Here is a 22966-nt window from a genome sequence, read left to right on the forward strand (position 1 = left end):
AATCATTTTGTAATAGAATCCCCTTAATATTCATACACTTTGTAAGCATACAATAGGGGCTTTTTGATGTCAATTAGTTTTAGTGAAAATCTTCACAGCGAACTTACTTTGTCAAAATATTGACAAATTTCCAACAGAGAATCTATTTTAGACGATTTTTATTGTGACAAATTCCAATTATTTAATAGAATCGAATTTCATGTAAAATTATTGTTTCTTCACAAGGAAATATGTTAATAGCGCATCAACAATTCGACGAGATGCGAAGCCGTCACCATATGGATTGGATGCTTTCGCCATTTTCTCATATGCATTTTGATCTTCTAACAATTCCTTCGCTAAATGATAGATAGTTTCTTCATTTGTTCCAGCAAGTTTTAATGTCCCCGCTTCAATGCCTTCTGGACGCTCTGTTGTATCACGCAATACTAGTACAGGTTTTCCTAATGATGGTGCTTCTTCTTGCACGCCTCCTGAATCCGTTAAAATCATATACGAGCGGGCAGCAAAATTATGGAAGTCAAATACTTCAAGCGGTTCGATTAAATGAATTCTCGAATCATCACCTAAAATTTCATTTGCTACTTCTCTTACAGCTGGATTTAAATGAACTGGATATACTACTTGTACATCTTCATGTTCTTGAAGCAAGCGTTTGATTGCTCGGAACATGTGACGCATCGGTTCTCCTAAATTTTCACGTCGATGCGCTGTTAAGAGAATCATGCGATCGTTTCCGATTTTATCTAAAATGGGATGTGTATAGTGTTCTTTCACCGTTGTTTTTAATGCATCAATAGCTGTGTTGCCTGTGACAAAAATCGTGTCAGGATTTTTGTTCTCTTTTAGCAAGTTTTGTCTAGATTGTTCAGTTGGTGCAAAATGCAAGTCAGCCATGATGCCAGTAAGTTGTCTGTTCATTTCTTCTGGATACGGTGAATATTTATTGTGAGTTCTTAATCCTGCTTCAACATGTCCAATTGCAATTTGGTTATAAAAGGCAGCAAGGCTACCTACGAATGTTGTTGTTGTATCACCATGAACTAAAACGATGTCTGGTTTTGCTTCCTTCATGACTTGATCTAAACCTTGAAGGGCATTCACCGTTACATCGATTAACGTTTGTCGATCTTTCATGATATTCAAATCGTAGTCAGGTGTAATATCGAAAGTTTCAAGCACTTGATCAAGCATTTGTCGATGCTGTGCCGTTACTGTGACAATCGATTCGATTTGATCTTGATATTTTTTTAGCTCCAACACGACCGGTGCCATTTTGATTGCTTCTGGCCTAGTACCGAAGATGGTCATTACTTTAATTTTATTTGTCAACGGATGATACTCCCTTCTGATTGTGCAAAATTTGCAGAAAACGCCCTTCATTTTGAAGGACGCATCTATTTTCTATTTATTTCGTACCGAATAGACGGTCACCCGCGTCACCTAAACCAGGAACTATGTAGCCATGTTCATTCAATTTTTCATCTAAAGCTGCAATGAAGATGTCTACATCCGGATGAGCTTCTTGTAATACTTGTACTCCTTCCGGTGCTGCAATTAAACACATAAATTTAATGTTTACTGCTCCTCGCTTTTTCAACGCGTTAATCGCTTCTACAGCAGAGCCACCTGTTGCAAGCATTGGGTCTACTACGATAAATTCACGTTCTTTTACATCTTGAGGAAGTTTTACATAATACTCAACTGGTTTTAACGTTTCAGGATCACGGTATAATCCGATATGACCAACTTTAGCTGCAGGAATTAATTTTAATACTCCGTCAACCATTCCTATTCCCGCACGCAAAATCGGAACAAGAGCGATTTTCTTACCTGCAAGTACTTTTGTTTTTGCTCTTGTAATCGGTGTATCGATTTCAATTTCTTCTAATGGCAAATCGCGAGTGATTTCGAATGCCATTAATGTTGCTACTTCATCAACAAGTTCACGAAATTCTTTTGTACCAGTATTTTTATCGCGAATATACGTTAACTTATGTTGGATTAGTGGATGATCAAATACATATACTCTACTCATGTAGTTCGCTCCTAACTTCTGAAGATATTAAATTTTTATCGTCTATACGGACTAAAGGTGGATTTTATTGTTCCACATTATCCAAATCAGTATAACAAAAAACATTTCATTAGAAAACAAATAATCGATGCATTTACATAGTTGTCAATTTCTTTTAAAAGTCGAAAATGTTTTGGAAGTTTATTTATTTCCTATGTAATTTTCGCAGGTTTTCAAGTGAATTATTACAGTATTCTGTGCGATGAAGTCTGTTTCTACAAGGAATTGGGACGTGTGATTTTATTGATGGCTGCTAGGGTGGTGACTATTATCCCTTCTTTTTGGAGCGATTTTTTCCCTTTGGCTATTAAGTTTAAAGGTTTGGCTATTATTTCCCTCAGGTTGGCTATTATGCTTTAGATTTTGACTATTATCCATTTATTCATGTAGTTATTTTTTCTCTTTGGCTATTAAGTTTAAAGGTTTGGCTATTATTTCCCTCAGGTTGACTATTATGCTTTTGATTTTGACTATTATCCGTTTATTCATGTAGTTATTTTTCCTCTTTGGCTATTATGTGCACAGGGTTGACTATTATCTTCCTTTGGTTGACTATTATGCTTTTGATTTTGACTATTATCCATTTATTCAAGTAGTTATTTTTCCTCTTTGGCTATTATGTGCACAGGGTTGACTATTATCTTCCTTTGTTTGGCTATTATGCTTTAAATTTTGACTATTATCCATTTATTCAAGTAGTTATTTTTCCTCTTTGGCTATTATGTGCACAGGGTTGACTATTATCTTCCTCTGGTTGACTATTATGCTTTTGATTTTGACTATTATCCGATTTTTCAGGAAGCGATTTTTTTCGAATGGCTATTATTTTCGTTGAGTTGGCTATTATCTTGTCAGGTTTGACTATTATCTTCCCGAATTTGACTATTATCTAATGTCTCTGGAAGGAATTTTTTTCGTGTGGCTATTATTTTCGGGGACTTGACTATTATCCTGTTTGATTTGGCTATTATCTTCCTAAGTTTGACTATTATCCAATTTCTCAGGAAACGATTTTTTTCGTGTGGCTATTATTTTCGAGGACTTGACTATTATCCTGTTGGGTTTGGCTATTATCTTCCTAAGTTTGACTATTATCCGATTTTTCAGGAAGCGATTTTTTTCGTATGGTTATTATTTTCTATGGGTTGGCTATTATCTTGTCGGGTTTGGCTATTATCTTCTCGAATTTGACTATTATCCGATTTTTCAGGAAGCGATTTTTTTCGAATGGCTATTATTTTCTTTGAGTTGGCTATTATCTTGTCAGGTTTGACTATTATCTTCCCGAATTTGACTATTATCCGATTTTTCAGGAAGCGATTTTTTTCGAATGGCTATTATTTTCGTTGAGTTGGCTATTATCTTGTCAGGTTTGACTATTATCTTCCCGAATTTGACTATTATCCGATTTTTCAGGACACGATTTTTTTCGAATGGCTATTATTTTCTATGGGTTGGCTATTATCTTGTCGGGTTTGGCTATTATCTTCTCGAATTTGACTATTATCCGATTTTTCAGGAAGCGATTTTTTTCGAATGGCTATTATTTTCTATGAGTTGGCTATTATCTTGTCAGGTTTGGCTATTATCTTCCCGAATTTGACTATTATCTAATGTCTCTGGAAGGAATTTTTTTCGTGTGGCTATTATTTTCGGGGACTTGACTATTATCCTGTTTGATTTGGCTATTATCTTCCTAAGTTTGACTATTATCCGATTTTTCAGGAAGCGATTTTTTTCGAATGGCTATTATTTTCGTTGAGTTGACTATTATCCTATCGGGTTTGGCTATTATCTTCCCGAATTTGACTATTATCCGATTTTTCAGGAAGCGATTTTTTTCGAATGGCTATTATTTTCGTTGAGTTGACTATTATCCTATCGGGTTTGGCTATTATCTTCCCGAATTTGACTATTATCCGATTTTTCAGGAAGCGATTTTTTTCGAATGGCTATTATTTTTGCTGACTTGACTATTATTCTGTTTGATTTGGCTATTATCTTCCCAAGTTTGACTATTATCCGATTTCTCAGGAAGCGATTTTTTTCGTGTGGCTATTATTTTCGGGGACTTGACTATTATCCTGTCGGGTTTGGCTGTTATCTTCCCGAATTTGACTATTATCCGTTCATTCGAAAAGTCATTTTTCCCTTTAGCTCTTATATTTGTAAAAAGCCGTTTCTGGATTAGATATTCTCCACTCCCTCATAAAAAAATCCCGCTCAAACAGTTTGAGCGGGCATAAGAGGAATTATTCTCCTACTACTAAGTCTTCATAAATAGGATATTTATCTGTTAAAGCTTTAACTCGTGCAAGTGCTTCCTCTTTTACAGCTTCATCTTCAGGGTTTTTCAATACTTTCGCAATGATTAAACCAACTTCTTTCGTGTCTTCTTCTTTAAAGCCACGTGTTGTAATTGCAGGTGTACCGATGCGAATACCAGAAGTAACGAATGGTTTTTCTTCATCGAATGGAATAGAGTTTTTATTTACTGTAATTTTTACTTCATCTAATAATTTTTCAGCTACTTTACCAGTTAGACCTACGGATTTAACATTTACAAGCAATAAGTGGTTGTCTGTTCCGCCTGAAACAATTTGTAATCCTTCAGAAATTAAAGTTTCCGCAAGAACTTGAGCATTTTTCTTAATTTGTTTTGCATATTCTTTGAATTCCGGTTTTAACGCTTCTCCAAATGCAACCGCTTTTGCAGCAATAACATGCATTAATGGTCCACCTTGAATTCCAGGGAATACTGCTTTATCGATTTTCTTTGCTAATTCTTCATCGTTTGTAAGTATTAACCCGCCGCGAGGACCACGTAACGTTTTATGCGTTGTTGTAGTTGTGAAGTGAGCATATGGTACAGGAGACGGATGTTCACCAGCAGCAACAAGGCCAGCGATGTGAGCCATATCCACCATGAAATAAGCGCCAACTTCATCCGCAATCTCGCGGAATTTTTTGAAATCAATTTCTCTTGGATATGCTGAAGCTCCCGCAACAATCAATTTTGGTTTATGTTCTAATGCTTTTGCACGAACATCATCATAATCAATCACATTTGTATCTTTTGTTACGCCGTAATCAACGAAATTGTATTGAACACCAGAGAAGTTTACTGGTGAACCGTGTGTTAAGTGACCACCATGAGATAAATTCATCCCTAATACTGTATCGCCAGGTTGTAAAATTGTATAATACACCGCCATGTTTGCTTGAGCGCCAGAGTGTGGTTGAACATTGGCAAATTTTGCACCGAATAGTTCTTTGGCACGCTCGCGGGCAATCTCTTCTACTACATCCACATGTTCGCATCCACCGTAATAACGTTTACCTGGATAACCTTCTGCATATTTGTTTGTTAACACTGAACCTTGTGCTTCCATTACGGCTTCAGTCACGATATTTTCAGATGCAATTAATTCAATGTTTTCTTGTTGACGTTTCTTTTCATTTAAAATTGCTTCTAAAACTGCCTTGTCCTGTGCTGCTAGTTTTTCGTAAGCCATCAAAGATCCCCCTATTGTTAAGTTTTTAAAATTAAGTGGGAAAAGGTTCCACTTATTATGCAACTAGTTTAAATAGAAGTTTTCCAACTGCTCGAAACTTTAAATTATTTTAACTATTCTTTCTGATTTAAATATAAAACAAATCACAGTTATTTTCACTATTATATAGGTACATTGAGTTATCGAAAATTATTAAAAAATCTATCAATTAAAATGATTAATGGCATGTTTTTCCTTCTTACCGTTCATAAACTGCACGGCTACCACCGATGAGCTTTGGCCGAGTTTTTGCCGTAGTAACAATCGCTTCTCCGATTTGACGTACCGATGTGCGAACAGGAACGACTACTTCTTTTAAATGCATGCCAATGAAAGTTTGTCCTATGTCTATTCCTGCATGCGCGCGAACATGTTCTACGACGACTGGATTGTTCATTTTCGTATAAGCGTATGCACTCATCGATCCTCCAGCAGTTGCAACAGGAATTACAGATACTGGCTCTAGGCCATACTTCACCGCCGCTTCGTGTTCTAAAGTTAATGCGCGGTTAATGTGCTCACATCCTTGAAAAACAAGATAAATATGATGTTTCTTCGCAAATTCATCCAATGCTTCATATAGCACTTGAGCAATTTCCATAGAGCCAGCAGTTCCTATTTTAGAACCTTTTACTTCTGATGTAGAGCAGCCTACGACAAATAACTGTCCAGGCATCATTTCAACTTGCTCTTCAAACTCTTTCAATAGCTGTATTATTTGATTCCGAATGGTTTCTAGAGCCATTGGACGACTCACCCTTCAAGTTCAGTAATTTTATTTACACGACGTTCATGACGACCGCCTTCAAAATCAGTATTCAACCATGTTTTTACGATTTCTCGCGCAAGACCTGGACCAATGACTCTTTCTCCCATTGCAAGTACATTTGAGTCATTGTGACATCTCGTAGCTTTGGCGCTAAATACATCGTGAACTAGTGCGCATCGAACACCTTTTACTTTATTGGCAACGATGGACATACCAATTCCCGTTCCACAAATTAAAATGCCTCGGTCGTATTTTCCGCTTGCTACTCCTTCCGCCACTGGAAGAGCATAGTCTGGATAATCAACCGATTCAGATGTTTTTGGACCAAAATCTTCATATTCAATATTCATCTCGTCTAACAGATCCATGATTTCTTTACGTAAATTCATGCCACCATGGTCTGATGAAATTGCTACTTTCACCTGTTTACCTCCTAAAGCTTATTTACCAACAGTGTACCACTAATTATAAAAGATTAACACGGATTTTCACATCCTTTTCAGCCTATTTTTTATGAAAATACGAATATTTTTTCACCAAACATAAAAAATCGTTCATTTTTTATATAAAATCTTATCATATTTTCCTCTTTGCTTAAAATTATTCGGAAATTTTCTTCACATCAAATTAAATAGTTCTTAAATCCTTCCCCATACCGCATGGATAATCTTAATTTTTATACTTTCAAGAAATTGTGTAATCTGTCGATAATATCTATAAATAGAAATCAATTCCGCCTAACACTCTTCCAAAATAAAAAACCCGAACGTCATCATTTTTCGTTCGAGTTTTGTATCAATTGCTTGTCCTACTTTAATGTCAATAAATATTCGGCCACTTCTTCTTCCTTGCCGTTTGCAGTACCAGGTGGCATTGATTTTCAGCCTTTTAATCTAATCTTTTGATAATGAGAGATTATGTAAATTTGGATCAAAATCACCTGAAAAATCAATTCCGTGGCAACCGGTACAACTTGATTTTACAATCTTTTCACCCTTAGCGGTAAGAGTACTATTTATTGATTCTTCTGATGCGTTTCAGTTGATTCATTACCCACTGCATGCACTGAGTCCCAAGATTAATTCGATGATGCCCCCTTTTGCATCGTTTCTAATATATCTCCCTAGAAAAGTTCCTATAAAGATATCCCCAGTTTCATAGAAATTAGTTTGAACGATCGAATTGTTGAATGAATCTGTATAATTGCTCAGACTGTTGTTTTAATTCTTGGGAAAGTTTTTCTACTTGCTCTAAACTTACAGCTTGTTCATCTGTTGAACCTTTCACTTCCGTCGCACCAGCAGATGTTTCTTCTGCAATCGCTGCAACTTCTTGGGATTGACGAGCAGTCGTTTCAATATTTTCCATTTGTTTCTCAATTAGTTGAGAAATTTGAATAACAGCATCTGCCATACCGCGAACGCTAGTTGACATTTGCTCAACAATTGCTGTTGCTTCTGTAATTTTCTTTGATTCTTTTTTCGCGAATGTTACTTGTTCATTCATTTGTCTTACAACGACATGCACGTTTTCTTGCATCGTTTTAATTAAATCTGCAATTCCTTGTACTGCCTTCGCACTTTCATCTGCAAGATTGCGCACTTCTTCAGCTACAACAGCAAAACCTTTTCCATGCTCACCAGCTCTTGCTGCCTCAATTGATGCATTCAATGCAAGCAAGTTTGTTTGTGCGGCAATATCACCAACAAGACTAATGATATTCCCAATTTGTTCGGCATTTTTTTCCAATTGATGAATGCTCTCAAGTGCTTTTTCATTTCCTAACGTAATTTTTTGAATGCTTTCAATCAAGTTGTTAAAAGCACTCGAAGTAATTTTTAAGTTTTCGATAATTTGCAAAGATTCTTCTCTTGAGTTTAATGCTTTTCGGTTTACTTCCGAAGCCAATTGTCGTACATCTTCAATGGCTTCAACTGTTTCTTGCACCGCAATTGCAGAAGCTTCTGCCCCCGCTGAAATTTGTCCAACGGTTTCAGCAATACCCTCTGCTTTTCTCGTTGCTCTCGTTGTTTGCTCGGATAGTTCAATAATGGTTTCATTCGTTTTTTGGAAGTTTACATCAATGCTTTCAACCATTTGACGTAAGTTTTGCAACATCAGTTGGAAAGCTTCTGCCACTGAACGAATTTCGTCATGAGTTTTTGGCATTTCCACATCTTGCCCAATTTTACCTTCCGCTACTCTCGTTGCTGTTTTCTCAAGTTTTTCAAGCGGTTTCGTCAATACAACGCTACATACGGCAGCTAAAATACATGACCAAGTAATACCTAGTAAGTATGTAATAATCTCAAAGATAAGTTTGTTTGAAAATATGCTAAATTGCGAGAAAAAGTAAGGATGTAAAAAGCGGATGAATACAAAGCTTGTTGAATAAGTGACAATGGCTAAAACTCCAACAAATAGAACAAGTTTCCAGCGAATACTAAATGTTTTCTTCATCTTCTTTACCACCTCCAGTTATTTTGTTCACTAATTCCTCAATGAGTCGATTTAATTCTTCATATGTGTTTTTATATGTGTTCAAATCACCACCATAAGGATCGGATACATCCAAAGAACTATATGGTGTTACATATTCTTTAAGAGTATAAGTTTTTCCTCTTGCTTGTTCATAAAATTGTAGAATCATATCGCGGTGAGCGGCTGTCATCGTTAAAATTAAATCTGCCCATGCAATATCTTCTTCATTTACTTGTCTTGTTGTGTGATGAAATTGAATATTTTCTTGCTCTAAAACGCTTTTAGAATGTTCTGATATCTTCCCTCCTTCTAGTGCGTATATCCCTGCTGACTTCACTTGGATGCCATCGATATTTTTGTGCTTTAAGATGGCTTCTGCCATCGGACTTCTACATGTATTTCCTGTACAAACAAAATAAATATTCATGGTACCCTCTCACTCTTCCTTATTACTGATCCCATAATGTATATACACTTATTGTAATCAAAGATAAGCCCGCAATCCATTTAAATGGCGTACCTTTAAATAAAATGCCAGCTTTTGCTATATGTAATGCTATATATGATAGGATAAAAGTCCATATTCCTGCACTTAGTATAAAGTAATACTTTTGTAAGTTAAGCATACCAAAAGAAATGCTCACTGAAAAGGTGTCTAAACTTGCTGTAATGGCTAATAATCCAATCGGAAGAGTGCGATGTCCGTTTTTTGAAGATAAAATAATTTGTAATCCAATGAAAAATAATAAAATGCTAGATACAATATTGGACCATTGCATCAAAATCTGAAGCATCCAATTTCCTAAAGTAAATCCGATGACTGGAAAAATCATATGGAGAATGGCTGTCCACATAGAAAGCAAAAAACGGCTTTTTACATCTGTAATTAATAAATAGAGTGCTACCACATCCAGCGACACAATAAGACCCGAAAAAATTTCTTGCAATCAGCGTCCTCTTTTCTCCCAGAAAGATTTATAGCATCTTATGAATTAGAAGGCACAAATATTAAGGGAGCCAGGCACTTTTCAGGAGGTGCCTGGCTCTTCTATGATTGTCTCAATTTTCAAGTAGTGGTGCTAGGTGTTCCATACCATTTTCCTCCAGCAGCTTTGTGGAGGCGATTCATAATTGCTGCGCCAACTCCTTCAGTTGTAGTGGTTGTTGCTAATATGATTGAAGCATCCGTTTTATCACACGCGCGGAGATCGTCGTATAATTTCGCCGCCATTTGCTCTTTATCTTCCTCTTCACCATAGGGGAAAAAATAGTCCGCTGTTGTTGATGAAAAGTTAGATGGAGCAAGGAGAGCCACTTTATGTCCTTCTCGTTTCAATTCGTCAATGGCTCGTTCGATTCGCTCTCGATTATTTTCAATTAAATAAACAGGTGCATCTGGGGCATAATGGGTATACTTCATGCCAGGAGCTTTCGGAGTGGATTCAAGTTGCTGTTCTTTTGGCGTCGGTTCAATAACTTCACCGATTTCCTTCTCTATCATCTCCTTCGTTACACCACCTGGACGTAAAATAACTGGTGGATTTACCGTTACATCTATTACCGTTGATTCAATACCGATTCCAGTAGTGCCACCGTCCAAAATTAATGGGATTCGTCCTTGTAAATCTTCATAAACGTGCTCTGCTTTTGTAGGACTCGGCTTTCCGCTGCGGTTTGCACTAGGAGCTGCTACCGGTTTTTTCAACATTCTAAGCAAAGTCAATGCCACTTCATGATCTGGCATGCGAAGTCCAACCGTTGATAAGCCGGCTGTCACGCTTTTAGCAAGTACGTCTTTTTTTGCTTTCATAATTAAAGTGAGTGGACCAGGCCAAAAACGTTCCATTAAAGTTTTTGCCTTTTCTGGAATCTCTTCCACAAAATCCGTCACTTCTTCAACCGTTCCAATATGTACAATGAGGGGATTATCGGATGGGCGCCCTTTTGCTTCATAAATTTTTTTCACAGCTTCATCGTTTGTTGCCACTGCTCCAAGACCGTATACGGTTTCAGTTGGAAAAGCAACAACTTCCCCTTGATTTAATAAATCCACAGCTTGTGAATAAATTTTTTCTTTGTCCACGTTTTTATCCACAGTTAGTTGGATTGTTTCCATGTATGTCATCTCCTGAAAAACTGAATTTCTGAAATATTATCCACATTTTGTGGATAGTTTTGTGCAAAATGTGTATAACTTTTCTGAAAATAGTGGAAAACTATGTCGAAATTTTTCTATTGGGTACCCAAAATCAAACTCGTATGTGTATAACTTTAAGCAAACAACTTTTTTAGCCATTCCCACACAATGAAACGAACTTCTTTTTGCTTTTCTTCTTGTTTCACTTCTTCTTTTTCGCTTGGACGTTCGCACAAATTAGAGAAAATACTGCACCAGAAGTTGTCCCCGCGTCCTGCACCAATCGTTAATACTAATGTATCGTAATACGCTTGTGGATAAAAAGTATTCCCTTCGATTTTTGGTGGCGTTAAATGTTCACCGATATTAATTTTTACATCGTATTGTGAATAATTTTGCTGAACATATGTGGCTAATTTTGCGAAAGCTTCATCATTATCCACATTGTTATATTCATTGTGTAAAATTTCTGCAAAGATCGGCTGTAGATTTGCAACCATCTCATTTTTTAATTGTTGATCGGCCTTTGTGTTGCTGTTTGCAATGACGCGGATTTTTAATGAATCATCTAGCATGTTTTCTCGAGCTTCATAGAATTTTTCTACCATATCTGGAACCATTAATAGAAAACAATATACAGCTAAACTAGAAGCAATTAATTTTAAAATACTGATTATCGGCTGAATAGGGTCTTTTTCATTTCTTATAATCTCGTAATCATTTAACATAATTCAATCCCTCCCTGCCATCATAATGGACAGGAAGGAAGATTTTTATACATCGATTATACAAAAAACAAATCTATTTTTTTTGTTAATATCTTTTACTATTTCTACTTTAGCTTGTGGAAAACTTGATTTTAAAAGATTTGCCACCGCTTCTCCTTGTCTGTATCCGATTTCTACTCCCACCAAAGCTCGTTTATTTAATAAGTTTGGTAGTGATTGAGCTAATCGCTTGTAAAACTCGAGCCCATTATCCTTTGCAAAGAGCGCAAGATGCGGTTCGTGATCCAATACAACATCAGACATTTCTTCTGCTTCTTGATAGGCAATGTATGGTGGATTCGATAAAATCACATCCCATTTTTCATTTGCGATTGGTTCTGTTAAATCGCCTAAGCGAAAATCAATAGCTGCCTGCAAATTTTCTGCATTGCTTTTAGCAGTATTAAGGGCTGACTCTGAAATATCCGTAGCTGTCACTTTTGCGTTTGGCCATTCAAGCTTCATCGTAATCGCAATGATGCCGCTGCCTGTACCGATGTCTGCAATGTTTAGTTCCTCATTTTCACCGAAAAGTTGTTTCATGCGGTCAATGGCTCCGACAATCAATTCTTCCGTTTCAGGACGTGGAATTAATACAGATTCATCTACATGAAAGATTCTTCCATAAAATTCTTCTATCCCCGTAATATATTGAACCGGTCTCCCATTCGCATGTTGCTCCACCATTTGTTGGTATTGTTCCAGCTTTTGTTGTGGCATTTCTTCGTGCATGCGCATCATGAGCCCTGAGTAATTTGTTTCGTATAAATATTGCAATAAAATTCTTGCAGCATTTTCGTCACGACCATGTTTCGTTAAAAAAGAAGAAGCCCAATGGAGGGCCTCAAACACAGTATTATGCTTCTTCATTTAGCTGAGCTAGTTTGGAAGCTTGTTCGTCCATGATGAGTGCATCAATGATTTCATCAAGCTTCCCTTCCATTACTTGATCTAGTTTTTGAATGGTTAAACCGATACGATGGTCAGTGACGCGGTTTTGTGGATAGTTGTACGTGCGAATGCGCTCTGAACGGTCTCCTGTTCCGACGGCAGATTTTCTTGCTGCATCTAATTCTTGTTGCTTTTCTCGGTTGTATAAATCTGCTACACGCGCACGAAGAATTCTTAACGCTTTTTCACGGTTTTTAATTTGGGAGCGTTCATCTTGCATAGAAACGACAATCCCAGTTGGAATATGCGTCATACGAACAGCAGACATTGTTGTGTTAACGGATTGTCCGCCTGCTCCGGATGATGCGAAAGTATCAACGCGGATATCTTTTTCATGAATTTCTACTTCCACTTCTTCCACTTCTGGCAGAACGGCAACAGTTGCTGTAGATGTATGAATACGACCTTGGGATTCTGTTTGTGGTACCCGTTGTACGCGGTGGGCACCGTTTTCGAATTTAAATTTCGAATAAGCGCCATGACCATTAATCATAAAGATAATTTCTTTATATCCACCACTTGGGCTTGGAGAAGCTTCCATCACTTCTACTTTCCATCCTTGAGATTCAGCGTAACGAGTATACATGCGGAATAAGTCCCCAGCAAAAATGTTTGCTTCATCCCCACCAGCTGCTCCGCGAATTTCCATAATAACGTTTTTGTCATCATTCGGGTCTTTAGGAATTAGCAGAATTTTTAATTGCTGTTCAAGGTCTTCGATTTTCCCTTTTAAATTGTTGAACTCTTCTTTCACCAGTTCATGCATCTCTGGATCAAGTTTTTCTTCAAGCATTCCTCTTGCTTCTTCTAATTCAGCCTTTGTTTTTTTATATTCTCTGTATACTTCAACCGTTTCTTGTATGTCTGATTGTTCTTTTGAGTATTGGCGAAGTTTTTTGGCATCGTTTACGATGTCAGGATCGCTGAGTAATTCGTTTAATTTTTCGTAGCGATCTTCCACTGCTTGCAGTTTATCAAACATGTAGTTCACCTCTATTTTTGTTCGGTTTATATGAAAGAGTGTTGTGCTTTGTAATTTCTTAGACTTTATTAGTATAAAGAAAATGCAAGTGATGTGCTACTAGTTCATCAATTTTTGGAAAGTGATACTTTCTTGTGCAAATGGATGCAATGCCTGGGTAATTGGTGCTTGCTCATGAGAATAGGAAATTCCCACTTGTACGGATTAATCCTCTGCTCGTGAGGATAGCACTACCACTTGTGTGGATAACTCCCTTGCTCTCCCACTTGTGTGGATAGCACCCTCGCTCGTGCGGATACATTCCCGCTTGTGTGGATAGCACCCTCGCTCGTGCGGATGAATCTTCAGCTTGTGTGGATAATACTCCAGCTTGTGCAGATAGATCCTTGGCTTGCGCGGATAGCACTACCACTTGTGTGGATAACACTCTCGCTCGTGCGGATGAATCCTCGGCTTGCGCGGATAGCACTACCACTTGTGTGGATAACACCCTCGCTCGTGAGGATACATTCCCACTTGTGTGGATAACACTCTCGCTCGTGCGGATGAATCCTCGGCTTGTGTGGATAATACTCCAGCTTGTGCAGATAGATTCTTGGCTTGCGCGGATAGCACTCCACTTGTGCGGATAGCACCCCTGCTCGTGCGGATACATTCCCACTTGTGTGGATAGCACCCTCGCTCGTGAGGATGAATCCTCGGCTTGTGTGGATAGCACCCCTGCTCGTGCGGATGAATCCTCGGCTTGTGTGGATAACACCCTCGCTCGTGCGGATAGTGCAACTGCTTGTGAAGGTACTACCTTATCTCGGTTAACACCCTAACATCATTGCGTAGTTAATCACAATGGCGGATTGGCATGGCATTTACGGCAGACAGGATAATATGTATCATTACCACCAATTTGTATTTGTTCACCAACGTAAATCGGTTTTCCATTTTCATCAATCCGCAAATTCATCGTTGCTTTTTTATGGCAGAACCAACAAATGGTTTTCATTTCTTCAATTTTATCCGCGTAAATTAACATATATTTGCTACCTTCAAACAACTCATTTTGAAAGTCGTTTTTTAAACCGAAGCCCATCACCGGAATATCTAATACATCCACAATTTTCGTTAATTGTAATACATGTTCCTTCTTTAAAAATTGCACTTCATCAACAAGGATGCAAAACAATTTTTCTGGATGACTTTTCACGATTTCAAAAATGTTTGTATCGTCAAAAATAGGAATAGCTTTTCTGCGTAATCCAATGCGACTTGAAACGTATCCGACTTCATCCCGATTATCGATTCCAGACGTAAACATTAATACCGGTTTATTCTGCTCTTCATAATTATGTGCAACTTTTAAAATTTCAATTGATTTTCCGCTGTTCATTGCACCATATTTAAAAAATAGTTGAGCCATCGTTCTCCCTCTTTTTTACTACTTGGTGGTATGTAGAAATACTATCAAAAAAATGCCTGCCATTTTGTTGGCAGGCATTTTATGCTTCCTATTTGAGACCGTATTTTTTGTTGAAACGATCCACACGGCCATCAGCAGCCGCGAATTTTTGACGTCCAGTGTAGAATGGGTGACATTCGTTGCAAACCTCAACGCGAATGTCTGCTTTCACTGAACCTGTTTGGAATGTGTTACCACATGAGCAAGTAACTGTTGCAGTGTAGTACTCTGGATGAATTCCTTGTTTCATATTCGTTTACTCCTCCCGCCCTGAACCATTCTGGAACAGAGTTATTTATCGTACTGTGCCTTACGTAACCCGAATATGCCAGTTACATATGCACACGTTACATACTCGACTATATTATCATACTACTTTTGAATATTCAAGGTAAAGTATAAATGAATTTAAAATAGAAATCAAAGGATTAATCCTTTATAAAAGACCTCTACCTTTTGCTTTTTTCATTTCTTCGTTTAAAATTTCAAAAAACTCTTCGTTAGATTCTGTTGAACGAAGTTTTTTCAAGAAACGTTCTGTAAAGTCTGGAGCATCGGTAAAGGTTTTTCGAATTGCCCATAGTTTATCTAATTGCTCTTGCGGAATTAACAATTCTTCTTTCCTTGTGCCGGATCGACGAATATCGAGCGCCGGGAAAATTCGGCGTTCTGCAAGATTACGATCTAAATGCAACTCCAAGTTACCTGTCCCTTTAAACTCCTCGTAAATTACTTCGTCCATACGTGACCCCGTATCGATTAAAGCAGTCGCTAATATTGTTAAACTGCCGCCCTCTTCAATATTTCGCGCTGACCCAAAGAAGCGTTTTGGTCGATGGAATGCCGCAGGGTCAATACCACCGGATAATGTTCTTCCACTTGGCGGAATAACTAAGTTGTAAGCGCGTGCAAGTCTTGTGATAGAATCCATTAAAATAATCACATCTCGCTTATGTTCAACGAGGCGACGTGCACGTTCCAATACTAATTCTGCAACTTTCACATGGTTTTCTGGTAATTCATCAAATGTCGAACTAACGACATCTGCTTTAACAGAGCGTTCAATATCAGTTACTTCTTCTGGACGTTCATCAATTAATAAAACAATTAGTTCAGCTTGCGGATAGTTTGTAGTGATAGCATTAGCAATTTCTTTTAACAATGTAGTTTTACCAGCTTTTGGTGGCGCCACAATTAATCCTCGTTGTCCAAATCCAACGGGAGCAACTAAATCCATTATTCTTGTCGATAATTTATCAGGTGTTGTTTCGAGTTTGATTTGTCGATTAGGGTAGAGTGGAGTTAGAGCTGGGAAGTGAACGCGTTCTTTCGCAATTTCCGGGTCTTCTCCGTTAACCGCGTCTACTTGAAGTAATCCGTAATATCGTTCGTTTTCCTTTGGTGGGCGTACTTTACCAGAAACTTTATCACCATTTCGAAGGTCAAAACGGCGAATTTGAGATGCAGAAATATAAATGTCTTCTTTGGAAGGTGAATAGTTAATCGGTCGCAGGAAGCCAAACCCTTCAGAATTGACAATTTCTAATATCCCTTCCATAAAGAAGTATCCTTCTTGTTCTGAACGAGATTTTAATATGGCAAATATCAATTCTTTTTTTGTTAATTTGCTATAATAAGAAATCTTATATTCCCTTGCGAGATTATATAATTCTTTCAATGTCATGTTTTCTAATTGAGCAATCGTAAGAGTCATAACATTACTCCAGTCTTTATAAATTTTTAATGTCTATGGAAAATTACTAGTGGATTTAGAAGGTAGAAGATGTCTGATGCATATTTTTAATATACTATCAGACATCTTAATATGGGAAGAATTTATTTATTTTTCGTAATTTGGCTTTTTAATCATATTGTGGCGACCTTCAATGAAACGAACTGTACCTGTTTTTGCACGCATAACAAGTGAGTTTGTTAAGCAATATTCCCCTTTATACTGAACGCCTCTTAATAGTTCACTATCTGTCACTGCTGTTGCAGCAAAAATAGCGTCATCACCTTTTACAAGGTCATCTAAGTACAACACTTTGGAAACATCTAATCCCATGCTAATACAACGTTTCAATTCATCATCGTTTTGTGGGACTAATCGCCCTTGGAAATCTCCGCCTAAACATTTTAATGCTACAGCGGATATCACGCCTTCTGGTGCTCCTCCAGTACCGAACATGATGTCGATACCCGTTTCATCGAATGCTGTGCTAATTGCAGCACTCACGTCACCATCTTGAATGAATTTAATGCGGGCTCCAGCAGCACGAATTTCATCTACGATATGTTGGTGGCGAGGTCTATCAAGTAAAATTGCAACGACGTCAGAAATTGATTTATTTTTTGCTTCTGCTACGGCCCTTAAATTTTCTGTGACAGAAGCGTTTATGTCAACTTTCCCTTTACTTTCAGGACCGACCGCAATTTTTTCCATATACATATCTGGTGCATTTAATAAATTTCCTCGGTCCGCAATGGCAACGACCGTCATTGCCCCATTTCCACCTTTAGCAACAATGTTTGTTCCTTCTAAAGGGTCTACGGCAATATCCACTTCTGGACCACCATTGCGAAGGCCTAGTTCTTCACCAATATACAGCATTGGTGCTTCATCCATTTCACCTTCACCAATCACAACTCTACCGTGCATAGGGATTGTATCAAACAAAGCACGCATTGCTGAAGTAGCTGCTTGATCTGCTTCATTTTTCAGACCGCGCCCCATCCATTTGGCGGATGCAATTGCTGCTGCTTCAGTGACGCGAACTATTTCCATCGTTAAACTACGTTCCATTATTTTATTTTCCTCCTGCTACAAGTACGAAAACTTCCATATACCATTGTACCATAATTGTAAACTGCCCACCACCTAGTATGGAGTGTGGGCATTTAACCTTTACTTGTATCAACATTTACGAGAAAATTCGTCTCTCCCCTAGGCCAACAATTACATTTTTCTGGTGAGAGACTTCTTTTAAATTTTCTCAACTCTTTCAACAGTGTTTACCGTTATTGATTCTTTGCGTATATTTGCTCCGAGACTGCGCAATTTCTCAATAAAATTACTGTATCCTCTTTCAATATGATAAATATCTCGGATTTCTGTTTCTCCTTCTGCTAATAAAGCAGCCAGCACTAAAGCTGCACCTGCTCGAAGATCTGTTGCAGTCACCTTTGAACCGTGCAATTTTGTTGGTCCTTGAATGATTGCCGTATTTCCTTCTACTCGAACATTTGCGTTCATTCGTCTTAATTCATCAATATGTTTAAAACGAGAAGTATAAATGGTTTCCGTTATTTTTGAGGCACCGATTGCTTGTGTCATCAATACAGAGAGTGGTTGCTGAACATCAGTGGGAAATCCTGGATATACAAGGGTTTTTACGTCTACCGCTTGCAATTCATCCGATTTTGGAATAAAGATGCTCTCTTCTCCTTCTTCCACTCTTACTCCCATTTCACGCAATTTTGCTGTTACCGCTTCTAAATGGAGCGGAATGATGTTATCAATCGTGACTCCATCTCCTAACGCAGCCGCCATAATCATATAAGTGGCTGCTTCAATACGGTCTGGAATAATCACATGCTTCGTACCATGAAGTTCATCGACACCTTCAATACGAATGACACTTGTTCCAGCTCCTTTAATGTTTGCACCCATGTTCGTCAAAAGTGTGGCAACATCAATAATTTCTGGTTCTTTCGCAGCATTCTCGATAATCGTTCTGCCTTTCGCTCGAACAGCTGCAAGCATAATGTTAATCGTCGCACCAACGCTCGCAACGTCCAAATAAATTTTCGTACCAATTAATTCTTCTGCTCTTAAATAAATTGCGCCGTGTTCATTTGTCACTTTCGCCCCTAATGCTTCAAATCCTTTTATATGTTGATCGATTGGGCGCGGTCCTAAAAAGCATCCTCCAGGAAGACCGATGACAGCTTTTTTAAACCGACCTAGCATCGCTCCCATGAGGTAATAGGAGGCACGAAGTTTTTTCACATTGCCATTTGGTAATGGAATCGGCGTCATATTTGTAGGATCAATCGTCATTTGTCCATTTTCGAAAATAACTTCTCCACCTATTTCCTCAAGTAGAGCTTTCAACGTGAAAGCATCTGAAATTTCGGGAATCCCACCGATTGTCACCGGAGAATTAGCTAGGATTGACGCGGGTATTAACGCAACGGCACTATTTTTGGCTCCACTGACTTTGACTGTTCCTTTAAGACGATTTCCGCCAATAATTTTATATACATCCATAAGCGTTCTCCCTCGTGATTGGAAAGTTTCCTTTATTATGGTCTTTTTTCCGCTTAACTACGCATTTTTAAAATAAATTCATTTGTAATATTTAGTTTATTTCTACATCACAAAAAGTGAGATAACAATTTTGTCTTTTCTTTATTCTTTTCTGATAACGGAACAAACTAAACTACATCCTGGGAATTATATTATTTATTACTACGTTTTTCCCAGTCAGCTAAAAATGCTTCAATTCCTTTATCCGTTAATGGATGATGAAACAGTTGTTTTAGCACTTTAAATGGCACTGTGGCAATATCCGCACCAGCTAAAGCAGCCTCTACTACATGTTGCGGATGGCGAATGGACGCAGCAATGATTTCCGTTTCAATTTGATGAATATTAAAGATTTCTGCAATTTGCGCCACTAGTTGTACACCATTTTGTCCGATATCATCTAATCGACCTAAGAAGGGAGATACGTATGTGGCACCAGCACGAGCAGCTAGAAGGGCTTGGTTAGCACTAAATATTAAAGTGACATTTGTTTTGATGCCTTTTTCTGAAAAATATTTACATGCTTTTAATCCTTCTGGTGTCATCGGTAATTTCACTGTAATATTCGGAGCAATTTTTGATAATTCTAGTCCTTCTTTAATCATTCCTTCTGCATCTAGCGAAATCACTTCTCCACTAACAGATCCGTCAACGAGTTCCGCTATTTCACGTAGTCTGTCATGGAAAGAGATTCCTTCCTCTTTTGCAACTAATGAAGGATTCGTCGTTACTCCTGAAAGAATCCCCCAAGAGTGCGCTTCTTTTATTTCATCGAAGTTCGCTGTATCAATAAAAAATTTCATGATAGCCCTCCCCAATTTCATTAAAAATGAAGAGAAGGTCGTACGCTCGACACTTCTCCTTGTATTGTTTTCGAAGTGATATTTTTGTTATTAAAAACTATACTAGACACTTATTGTTAAAAAATAAACGATTATTTTGAACTATTTTTATGCTTTGTTTGAGCTTCCAAATTCACGAATTTTTCCGATTACTGTTTCTTTAATTGCTTCACGAGCTGGACCTAAGTATTTTCGTGGGTCATAAAGGTTCGCATCTTTTTCTAGAATTTCACGAACAACTCTTGTTGCTGCAATTTGGTTTTCAGTATTTACGTTAATTTTTGCTGTACCTAATGAAATTGCACGTTGAATATCTTTTGTTGGGATTCCAGTTCCGCCGTGAAGTACGAGTGGAAGTCCTGTTAATTGAGAAATTTCCTCCATCTCTTTGAAGCCAAGTTTTGGTTCGCCTTTATACGGACCATGAACAGAACCAAGTGCTGGAGCTAAGCAATCAATGTCAGTCAACTCCGCTAATTGTTTACATTCTTGCGGATCAGCATAAATAATACCTTCTCCAACGACATCATCTTCTTGTCCGCCTACGATACCAAGTTCCGCTTCTACAGAAACACCTTTTGAGTGTGCATATTCAACAACTTTTTTTGTAATTTCTACGTTTTCTTCAAATGGTTTGTGGGATGCATCAATCATAACAGAAGTGAAGCCAGCATCTACTGCCTCTTTACATTTTTCAAAGCTGGAGCCGTGGTCTAAGTGGATGGCAACAGGAACTGTAATGTTGTAGCTTTCCATTAAGCCTTTCACCATGTGTACAACAGCAACGAATCCGCCCATATATTTTCCGGCACCTTCAGAAACGCCAAGAATTACCGGTGATTTTTCTTCTTCAGCAGCTTGTAAAATGGCTTGTGTAAATTCTAAGTTGTTAATATTAAATTGACCAACCGCATATTTTCCTTCTTTCGCTTTAATCAACATTTCTTTCATCGATACTAATGGCATTATACAAATCCTCCTCAGGATGGTTAATTTAATAATGATTTCCGTTTTAATAGTACCAAAATCAACTTTCCCCCACAAGTAGTGAGCAAATGTTGTGGAACGCTTGAGTTTGTGTGTTGGATCCTTACTCGGGCGGGTACTTCTTATGTGGATGGATTCTTACTGGAGAGGGTACTTCTTTGGCTTGTTCGGATGAATCCTTATTCAGGGGGTGCTTCTTTGGCTTGTTCGGATGAATCCTTATTCAGGGGGATGCTTCTTTGGCTTGTGCAGATAGAACCTTAACTCGTGTAGATGCACCCTATTCTTGTGCAGATAGAACCTTAACTCGTGTGGATATACCCTGTCTTGAGAGATAATCCCCTGACTCGTGCGAATGCGTCCTGCTCTTGTGCAGATACAACCTTAACTCGTGTGGATGCAACCTATTCTTGTGCAGATAGAACCTTAACTCGTGTAGATGCAACCTATTCTTGTGCAGATAGAACCTTAACTCGTGTGGATATACCCTGTCTTGAGAGATAATCCCCTGACTCGTGCGAATGCGTCCTGCTCTTGTGCAGATACAACCTTAACTCGTGTGGATGCAACCTATTCTTGTGCAGATAGAACCTTAACTCGTGTAGATGCAACCTATTCTTGTGCAGATAGAACCTTAACTCGTGTGGATGCAACCTATTCTTGTGCAGATACAACCTTAACTCGTGTAGATGCAACCTATTCTTGTGCAGATACAACCTTAACTCGTGTGGATATACCCTGTCTTGAGAGATAATCCCCTGACTCGTGCGAATGCGTCCTACTCTTGTGCAGATACAACCTTAACTCGTGTGGATGCAACCTATTCTTGTGCAGATAGAACCTTAACTCGTGCGAATGCGTCCTACTCTTGTGCAGATAGAACCTTAACTCGTGTGGATATACCCTGTCTTGAGAGATAATCCCCTGACTCGTGCGAATGCGTCCTGCTCTCGTGCAGATAGAACCTTATCTCGTGTGGATATACCCTGTCTTGAGAGATAATCCCCTGACTCGTGCGAATGCGTCCTACTCTTGTGCAGATACAACCTTAACTCGTGTGGATGCAACCTATTCTTGTGCAGATAGAATCCTAGCATGTGTGTCTACACTTATTCTTCATCCCAATTATGATGAATCTTTTCTTCTACGATTACCTGAAAAAATAACCGTCCCAAAACTTGGAACGGCCATTTATTCGGATAAAACTTTCTTTCTATTTATCATCTTAATCACAGCATCTTTTAATTCAAAAATATTAAAGGGTTTCGTAAAATAATAGTCAGCTCCATAACAATTAGCTTGTTCCATCATTTCAGCTTCTTCACATGCGGACATGATAAATACTGGCATTTCAGGGTACAAAGTTTTCATTTTCCTTAGTATCTCTTTTCCATCAATTCCTGGTAATTTCATATCAAGAAGGACACCGTCCATTCTCGAATTTTCTATTAATTGAAGTGCTTCAGGCCCATTTGATGCTAAATACGTTTTCATCCCTTCCCTTTTGAAAATCTCGTCGAGCAACATTCTGATTCCTCTTTGATCGTCCACAATCAATATTTTTTTCACAGTCTTTTCCCCTTAAAACATTTTTTCCCCTACCCTTCCTTTTCCCTTAATTTTATTATAATAAACATGAATTTTACTTTGATATATA

25 protein-coding genes are annotated in these 22966 nt (G+C 38.1%); 3 read left to right on the plus strand and 22 right to left on the minus strand.

Annotated elements, in window-relative coordinates:
* Window positions 1–207 precede the first annotated feature (207 nt).
* From wecB to NSU17_RS05205, 21 genes are all read right to left on the minus strand, one after another.
* On the minus strand, window positions 208–1332 hold the full coding sequence (gene wecB, locus NSU17_RS05110; RefSeq protein WP_340704473.1) for a non-hydrolyzing UDP-N-acetylglucosamine 2-epimerase: 1125 nt from the start codon (window positions 1330–1332) through the stop codon (window positions 208–210).
* A 76-nt stretch (window positions 1333–1408) separates the two neighbouring features.
* Window positions 1409–2038, minus strand: a complete 630-nt coding sequence (gene upp, locus NSU17_RS05115) for a uracil phosphoribosyltransferase (protein WP_016837243.1) — start codon at window positions 2036–2038, stop codon at window positions 1409–1411.
* Between the two features lie 2291 nt (window positions 2039–4329).
* Entirely contained in the window at window positions 4330–5592 is a 1263-nt protein-coding gene (glyA, locus tag NSU17_RS05120; protein ID WP_340704474.1) for a serine hydroxymethyltransferase, read from the minus strand.
* A gap of 238 nt (window positions 5593–5830) precedes the next feature.
* Window positions 5831–6376: a TIGR01440 family protein gene (locus NSU17_RS05125; protein WP_340704475.1), complete on the minus strand. Its 546-nt coding sequence runs from the start codon at window positions 6374–6376 to the stop codon at window positions 5831–5833.
* 8 nt (window positions 6377–6384) lie between these two features.
* Window positions 6385–6822 carry a ribose 5-phosphate isomerase B gene (rpiB, locus tag NSU17_RS05130; protein WP_096550329.1) on the minus strand — a complete coding sequence of 146 codons (438 nt, stop codon included), beginning with the start codon at window positions 6820–6822 and terminating at the stop codon, window positions 6385–6387.
* Between the two features lie 471 nt (window positions 6823–7293).
* Window positions 7294–7419: a c-type cytochrome gene (locus NSU17_RS15910; RefSeq protein WP_126434561.1), complete on the minus strand. Its 126-nt coding sequence runs from the start codon at window positions 7417–7419 to the stop codon at window positions 7294–7296.
* Window positions 7420–7564: 145 nt separating this feature from the next.
* A complete protein-coding gene (locus NSU17_RS05135; RefSeq protein ID WP_340704476.1) occupies window positions 7565–8860 on the minus strand; it encodes a methyl-accepting chemotaxis protein in 1296 nt (431 codons plus the stop codon).
* Window positions 8844–9308 carry a low molecular weight protein arginine phosphatase gene (locus NSU17_RS05140; protein WP_016837252.1) on the minus strand — a complete coding sequence of 155 codons (465 nt, stop codon included), beginning with the start codon at window positions 9306–9308 and terminating at the stop codon, window positions 8844–8846. The genes NSU17_RS05135 and NSU17_RS05140 overlap by 17 nt, the downstream gene beginning before the upstream one ends.
* A gap of 22 nt (window positions 9309–9330) precedes the next feature.
* A complete protein-coding gene (locus tag NSU17_RS05145) occupies window positions 9331–9828 on the minus strand; it encodes a manganese efflux pump MntP (RefSeq protein ID WP_340704477.1) in 498 nt (165 codons plus the stop codon).
* A gap of 119 nt (window positions 9829–9947) precedes the next feature.
* The gene (locus NSU17_RS05150) at window positions 9948–10997 is read right to left on the minus strand and encodes an L-threonylcarbamoyladenylate synthase (RefSeq protein WP_016837254.1); all 1050 of its coding nucleotides are present in this window, start codon (window positions 10995–10997) and stop codon (window positions 9948–9950) included.
* A 155-nt stretch (window positions 10998–11152) separates the two neighbouring features.
* Window positions 11153–11746 (minus strand): stage II sporulation protein R, encoded by a 594-nt coding sequence (locus NSU17_RS05155; protein ID WP_340704478.1) that lies wholly within the window; start codon window positions 11744–11746, stop codon window positions 11153–11155.
* Between the two features lie 45 nt (window positions 11747–11791).
* A complete protein-coding gene (gene prmC / locus NSU17_RS05160) occupies window positions 11792–12655 on the minus strand; it encodes a peptide chain release factor N(5)-glutamine methyltransferase (protein WP_340704479.1) in 864 nt (287 codons plus the stop codon).
* The gene (gene prfA / locus NSU17_RS05165; RefSeq protein WP_340704480.1) at window positions 12642–13718 is read right to left on the minus strand and encodes a peptide chain release factor 1; all 1077 of its coding nucleotides are present in this window, start codon (window positions 13716–13718) and stop codon (window positions 12642–12644) included. Before prfA ends, prmC begins: the two co-directional genes overlap by 14 nt.
* A 172-nt stretch (window positions 13719–13890) precedes the next feature.
* Complete coding sequence (locus NSU17_RS05170) at window positions 13891–14478, minus strand: hypothetical protein (protein ID WP_340704481.1); 588 nt, start codon at window positions 14476–14478, stop codon at window positions 13891–13893.
* Window positions 14479–14559: 81 nt separating this feature from the next.
* Entirely contained in the window at window positions 14560–15132 is a 573-nt protein-coding gene (locus tag NSU17_RS05175; RefSeq protein ID WP_096550323.1) for a thymidine kinase, read from the minus strand.
* A gap of 88 nt (window positions 15133–15220) precedes the next feature.
* On the minus strand, window positions 15221–15421 hold the full coding sequence (rpmE, locus tag NSU17_RS05180; RefSeq protein WP_016837259.1) for a 50S ribosomal protein L31: 201 nt from the start codon (window positions 15419–15421) through the stop codon (window positions 15221–15223).
* Between the two features lie 186 nt (window positions 15422–15607).
* Window positions 15608–16885 carry a transcription termination factor Rho gene (gene rho, locus NSU17_RS05185; protein ID WP_016837260.1) on the minus strand — a complete coding sequence of 426 codons (1278 nt, stop codon included), beginning with the start codon at window positions 16883–16885 and terminating at the stop codon, window positions 15608–15610.
* A 126-nt stretch (window positions 16886–17011) separates the two neighbouring features.
* Entirely contained in the window at window positions 17012–17974 is a 963-nt protein-coding gene (gene glpX, locus NSU17_RS05190) for a class II fructose-bisphosphatase (protein WP_016837261.1), read from the minus strand.
* A 180-nt stretch (window positions 17975–18154) separates the two neighbouring features.
* Window positions 18155–19441 (minus strand): UDP-N-acetylglucosamine 1-carboxyvinyltransferase, encoded by a 1287-nt coding sequence (locus NSU17_RS05195; RefSeq protein ID WP_340436160.1) that lies wholly within the window; start codon window positions 19439–19441, stop codon window positions 18155–18157.
* Between the two features lie 191 nt (window positions 19442–19632).
* Window positions 19633–20283 (minus strand): fructose-6-phosphate aldolase, encoded by a 651-nt coding sequence (fsa, locus tag NSU17_RS05200; RefSeq protein WP_340704482.1) that lies wholly within the window; start codon window positions 20281–20283, stop codon window positions 19633–19635.
* Between the two features lie 147 nt (window positions 20284–20430).
* Window positions 20431–21288, minus strand: coding sequence for a class II fructose-bisphosphate aldolase (locus NSU17_RS05205; RefSeq protein WP_016837264.1), 858 nt, complete (start codon window positions 21286–21288; stop codon window positions 20431–20433).
* 348 nt (window positions 21289–21636) lie between these two features.
* On the opposite strand from NSU17_RS05205, the gene NSU17_RS05210 reads away from it, so the two are divergent.
* The 3 genes from NSU17_RS05210 to NSU17_RS05220 are packed head-to-tail and all read left to right on the plus strand — an operon-like array spanning window position 21637 to window position 22229.
* Window positions 21637–21813, plus strand: coding sequence for a hypothetical protein (locus NSU17_RS05210; protein ID WP_340704483.1), 177 nt, complete (start codon window positions 21637–21639; stop codon window positions 21811–21813).
* A complete protein-coding gene (locus NSU17_RS05215; RefSeq protein WP_340704484.1) occupies window positions 21803–22063 on the plus strand; it encodes a hypothetical protein in 261 nt (86 codons plus the stop codon). Before NSU17_RS05210 ends, NSU17_RS05215 begins: the two co-directional genes overlap by 11 nt.
* Window positions 22053–22229 carry a hypothetical protein gene (locus NSU17_RS05220; protein WP_340704485.1) on the plus strand — a complete coding sequence of 59 codons (177 nt, stop codon included), beginning with the start codon at window positions 22053–22055 and terminating at the stop codon, window positions 22227–22229. Before NSU17_RS05215 ends, NSU17_RS05220 begins: the two co-directional genes overlap by 11 nt.
* Before the next feature lie 271 nt (window positions 22230–22500).
* On the opposite strand, the gene NSU17_RS05225 is transcribed toward NSU17_RS05220, so the two are convergent.
* On the minus strand, window positions 22501–22878 hold the full coding sequence (locus NSU17_RS05225) for a response regulator (RefSeq protein WP_096550318.1): 378 nt from the start codon (window positions 22876–22878) through the stop codon (window positions 22501–22503).
* Window positions 22879–22966: the final 88 nt, after the last annotated feature.

This window comes from Ureibacillus sp. FSL K6-2830 (assembly GCF_038004145.1).
Taxonomy (GTDB): domain Bacteria; phylum Bacillota; class Bacilli; order Bacillales_A; family Planococcaceae; genus Ureibacillus; species Ureibacillus thermosphaericus.

Coding starts and splice junctions, on each gene's coding strand:
- prmC (WP_340704479.1), bottom strand. CDS start 12,655: ATGAAGAAGCATAATACTGTGTTTGAGGCCCTCCATTGGGCTTCTTCT.
- rpmE (WP_016837259.1), bottom strand. CDS start 15,421: ATGAAACAAGGAATTCATCCAGAGTACTACACTGCAACAGTTACTTGC.
- NSU17_RS05175 (WP_096550323.1), bottom strand. CDS start 15,132: ATGGCTCAACTATTTTTTAAATATGGTGCAATGAACAGCGGAAAATCA.
- NSU17_RS05195 (WP_340436160.1), bottom strand. CDS start 19,441: ATGGATGTATATAAAATTATTGGCGGAAATCGTCTTAAAGGAACAGTC.
- prfA (WP_340704480.1), bottom strand. CDS start 13,718: ATGTTTGATAAACTGCAAGCAGTGGAAGATCGCTACGAAAAATTAAAC.
- NSU17_RS05150 (WP_016837254.1), bottom strand. CDS start 10,997: ATGGAAACAATCCAACTAACTGTGGATAAAAACGTGGACAAAGAAAAA.
- NSU17_RS05135 (WP_340704476.1), bottom strand. CDS start 8,860: ATGAAGAAAACATTTAGTATTCGCTGGAAACTTGTTCTATTTGTTGGA.
- fsa (WP_340704482.1), bottom strand. CDS start 20,283: ATGAAATTTTTTATTGATACAGCGAACTTCGATGAAATAAAAGAAGCG.
- glyA (WP_340704474.1), bottom strand. CDS start 5,592: ATGGCTTACGAAAAACTAGCAGCACAGGACAAGGCAGTTTTAGAAGCA.
- NSU17_RS05205 (WP_016837264.1), bottom strand. CDS start 21,288: ATGCCATTAGTATCGATGAAAGAAATGTTGATTAAAGCGAAAGAAGGA.
- NSU17_RS05125 (WP_340704475.1), bottom strand. CDS start 6,376: ATGGCTCTAGAAACCATTCGGAATCAAATAATACAGCTATTGAAAGAG.
- rho (WP_016837260.1), bottom strand. CDS start 16,885: ATGACTCTTACGATTGCTCAATTAGAAAACATGACATTGAAAGAATTA.
- NSU17_RS05155 (WP_340704478.1), bottom strand. CDS start 11,746: ATGTTAAATGATTACGAGATTATAAGAAATGAAAAAGACCCTATTCAG.
- NSU17_RS05140 (WP_016837252.1), bottom strand. CDS start 9,308: ATGAATATTTATTTTGTTTGTACAGGAAATACATGTAGAAGTCCGATG.
- glpX (WP_016837261.1), bottom strand. CDS start 17,974: ATGGAACGTAGTTTAACGATGGAAATAGTTCGCGTCACTGAAGCAGCA.
- upp (WP_016837243.1), bottom strand. CDS start 2,038: ATGAGTAGAGTATATGTATTTGATCATCCACTAATCCAACATAAGTTA.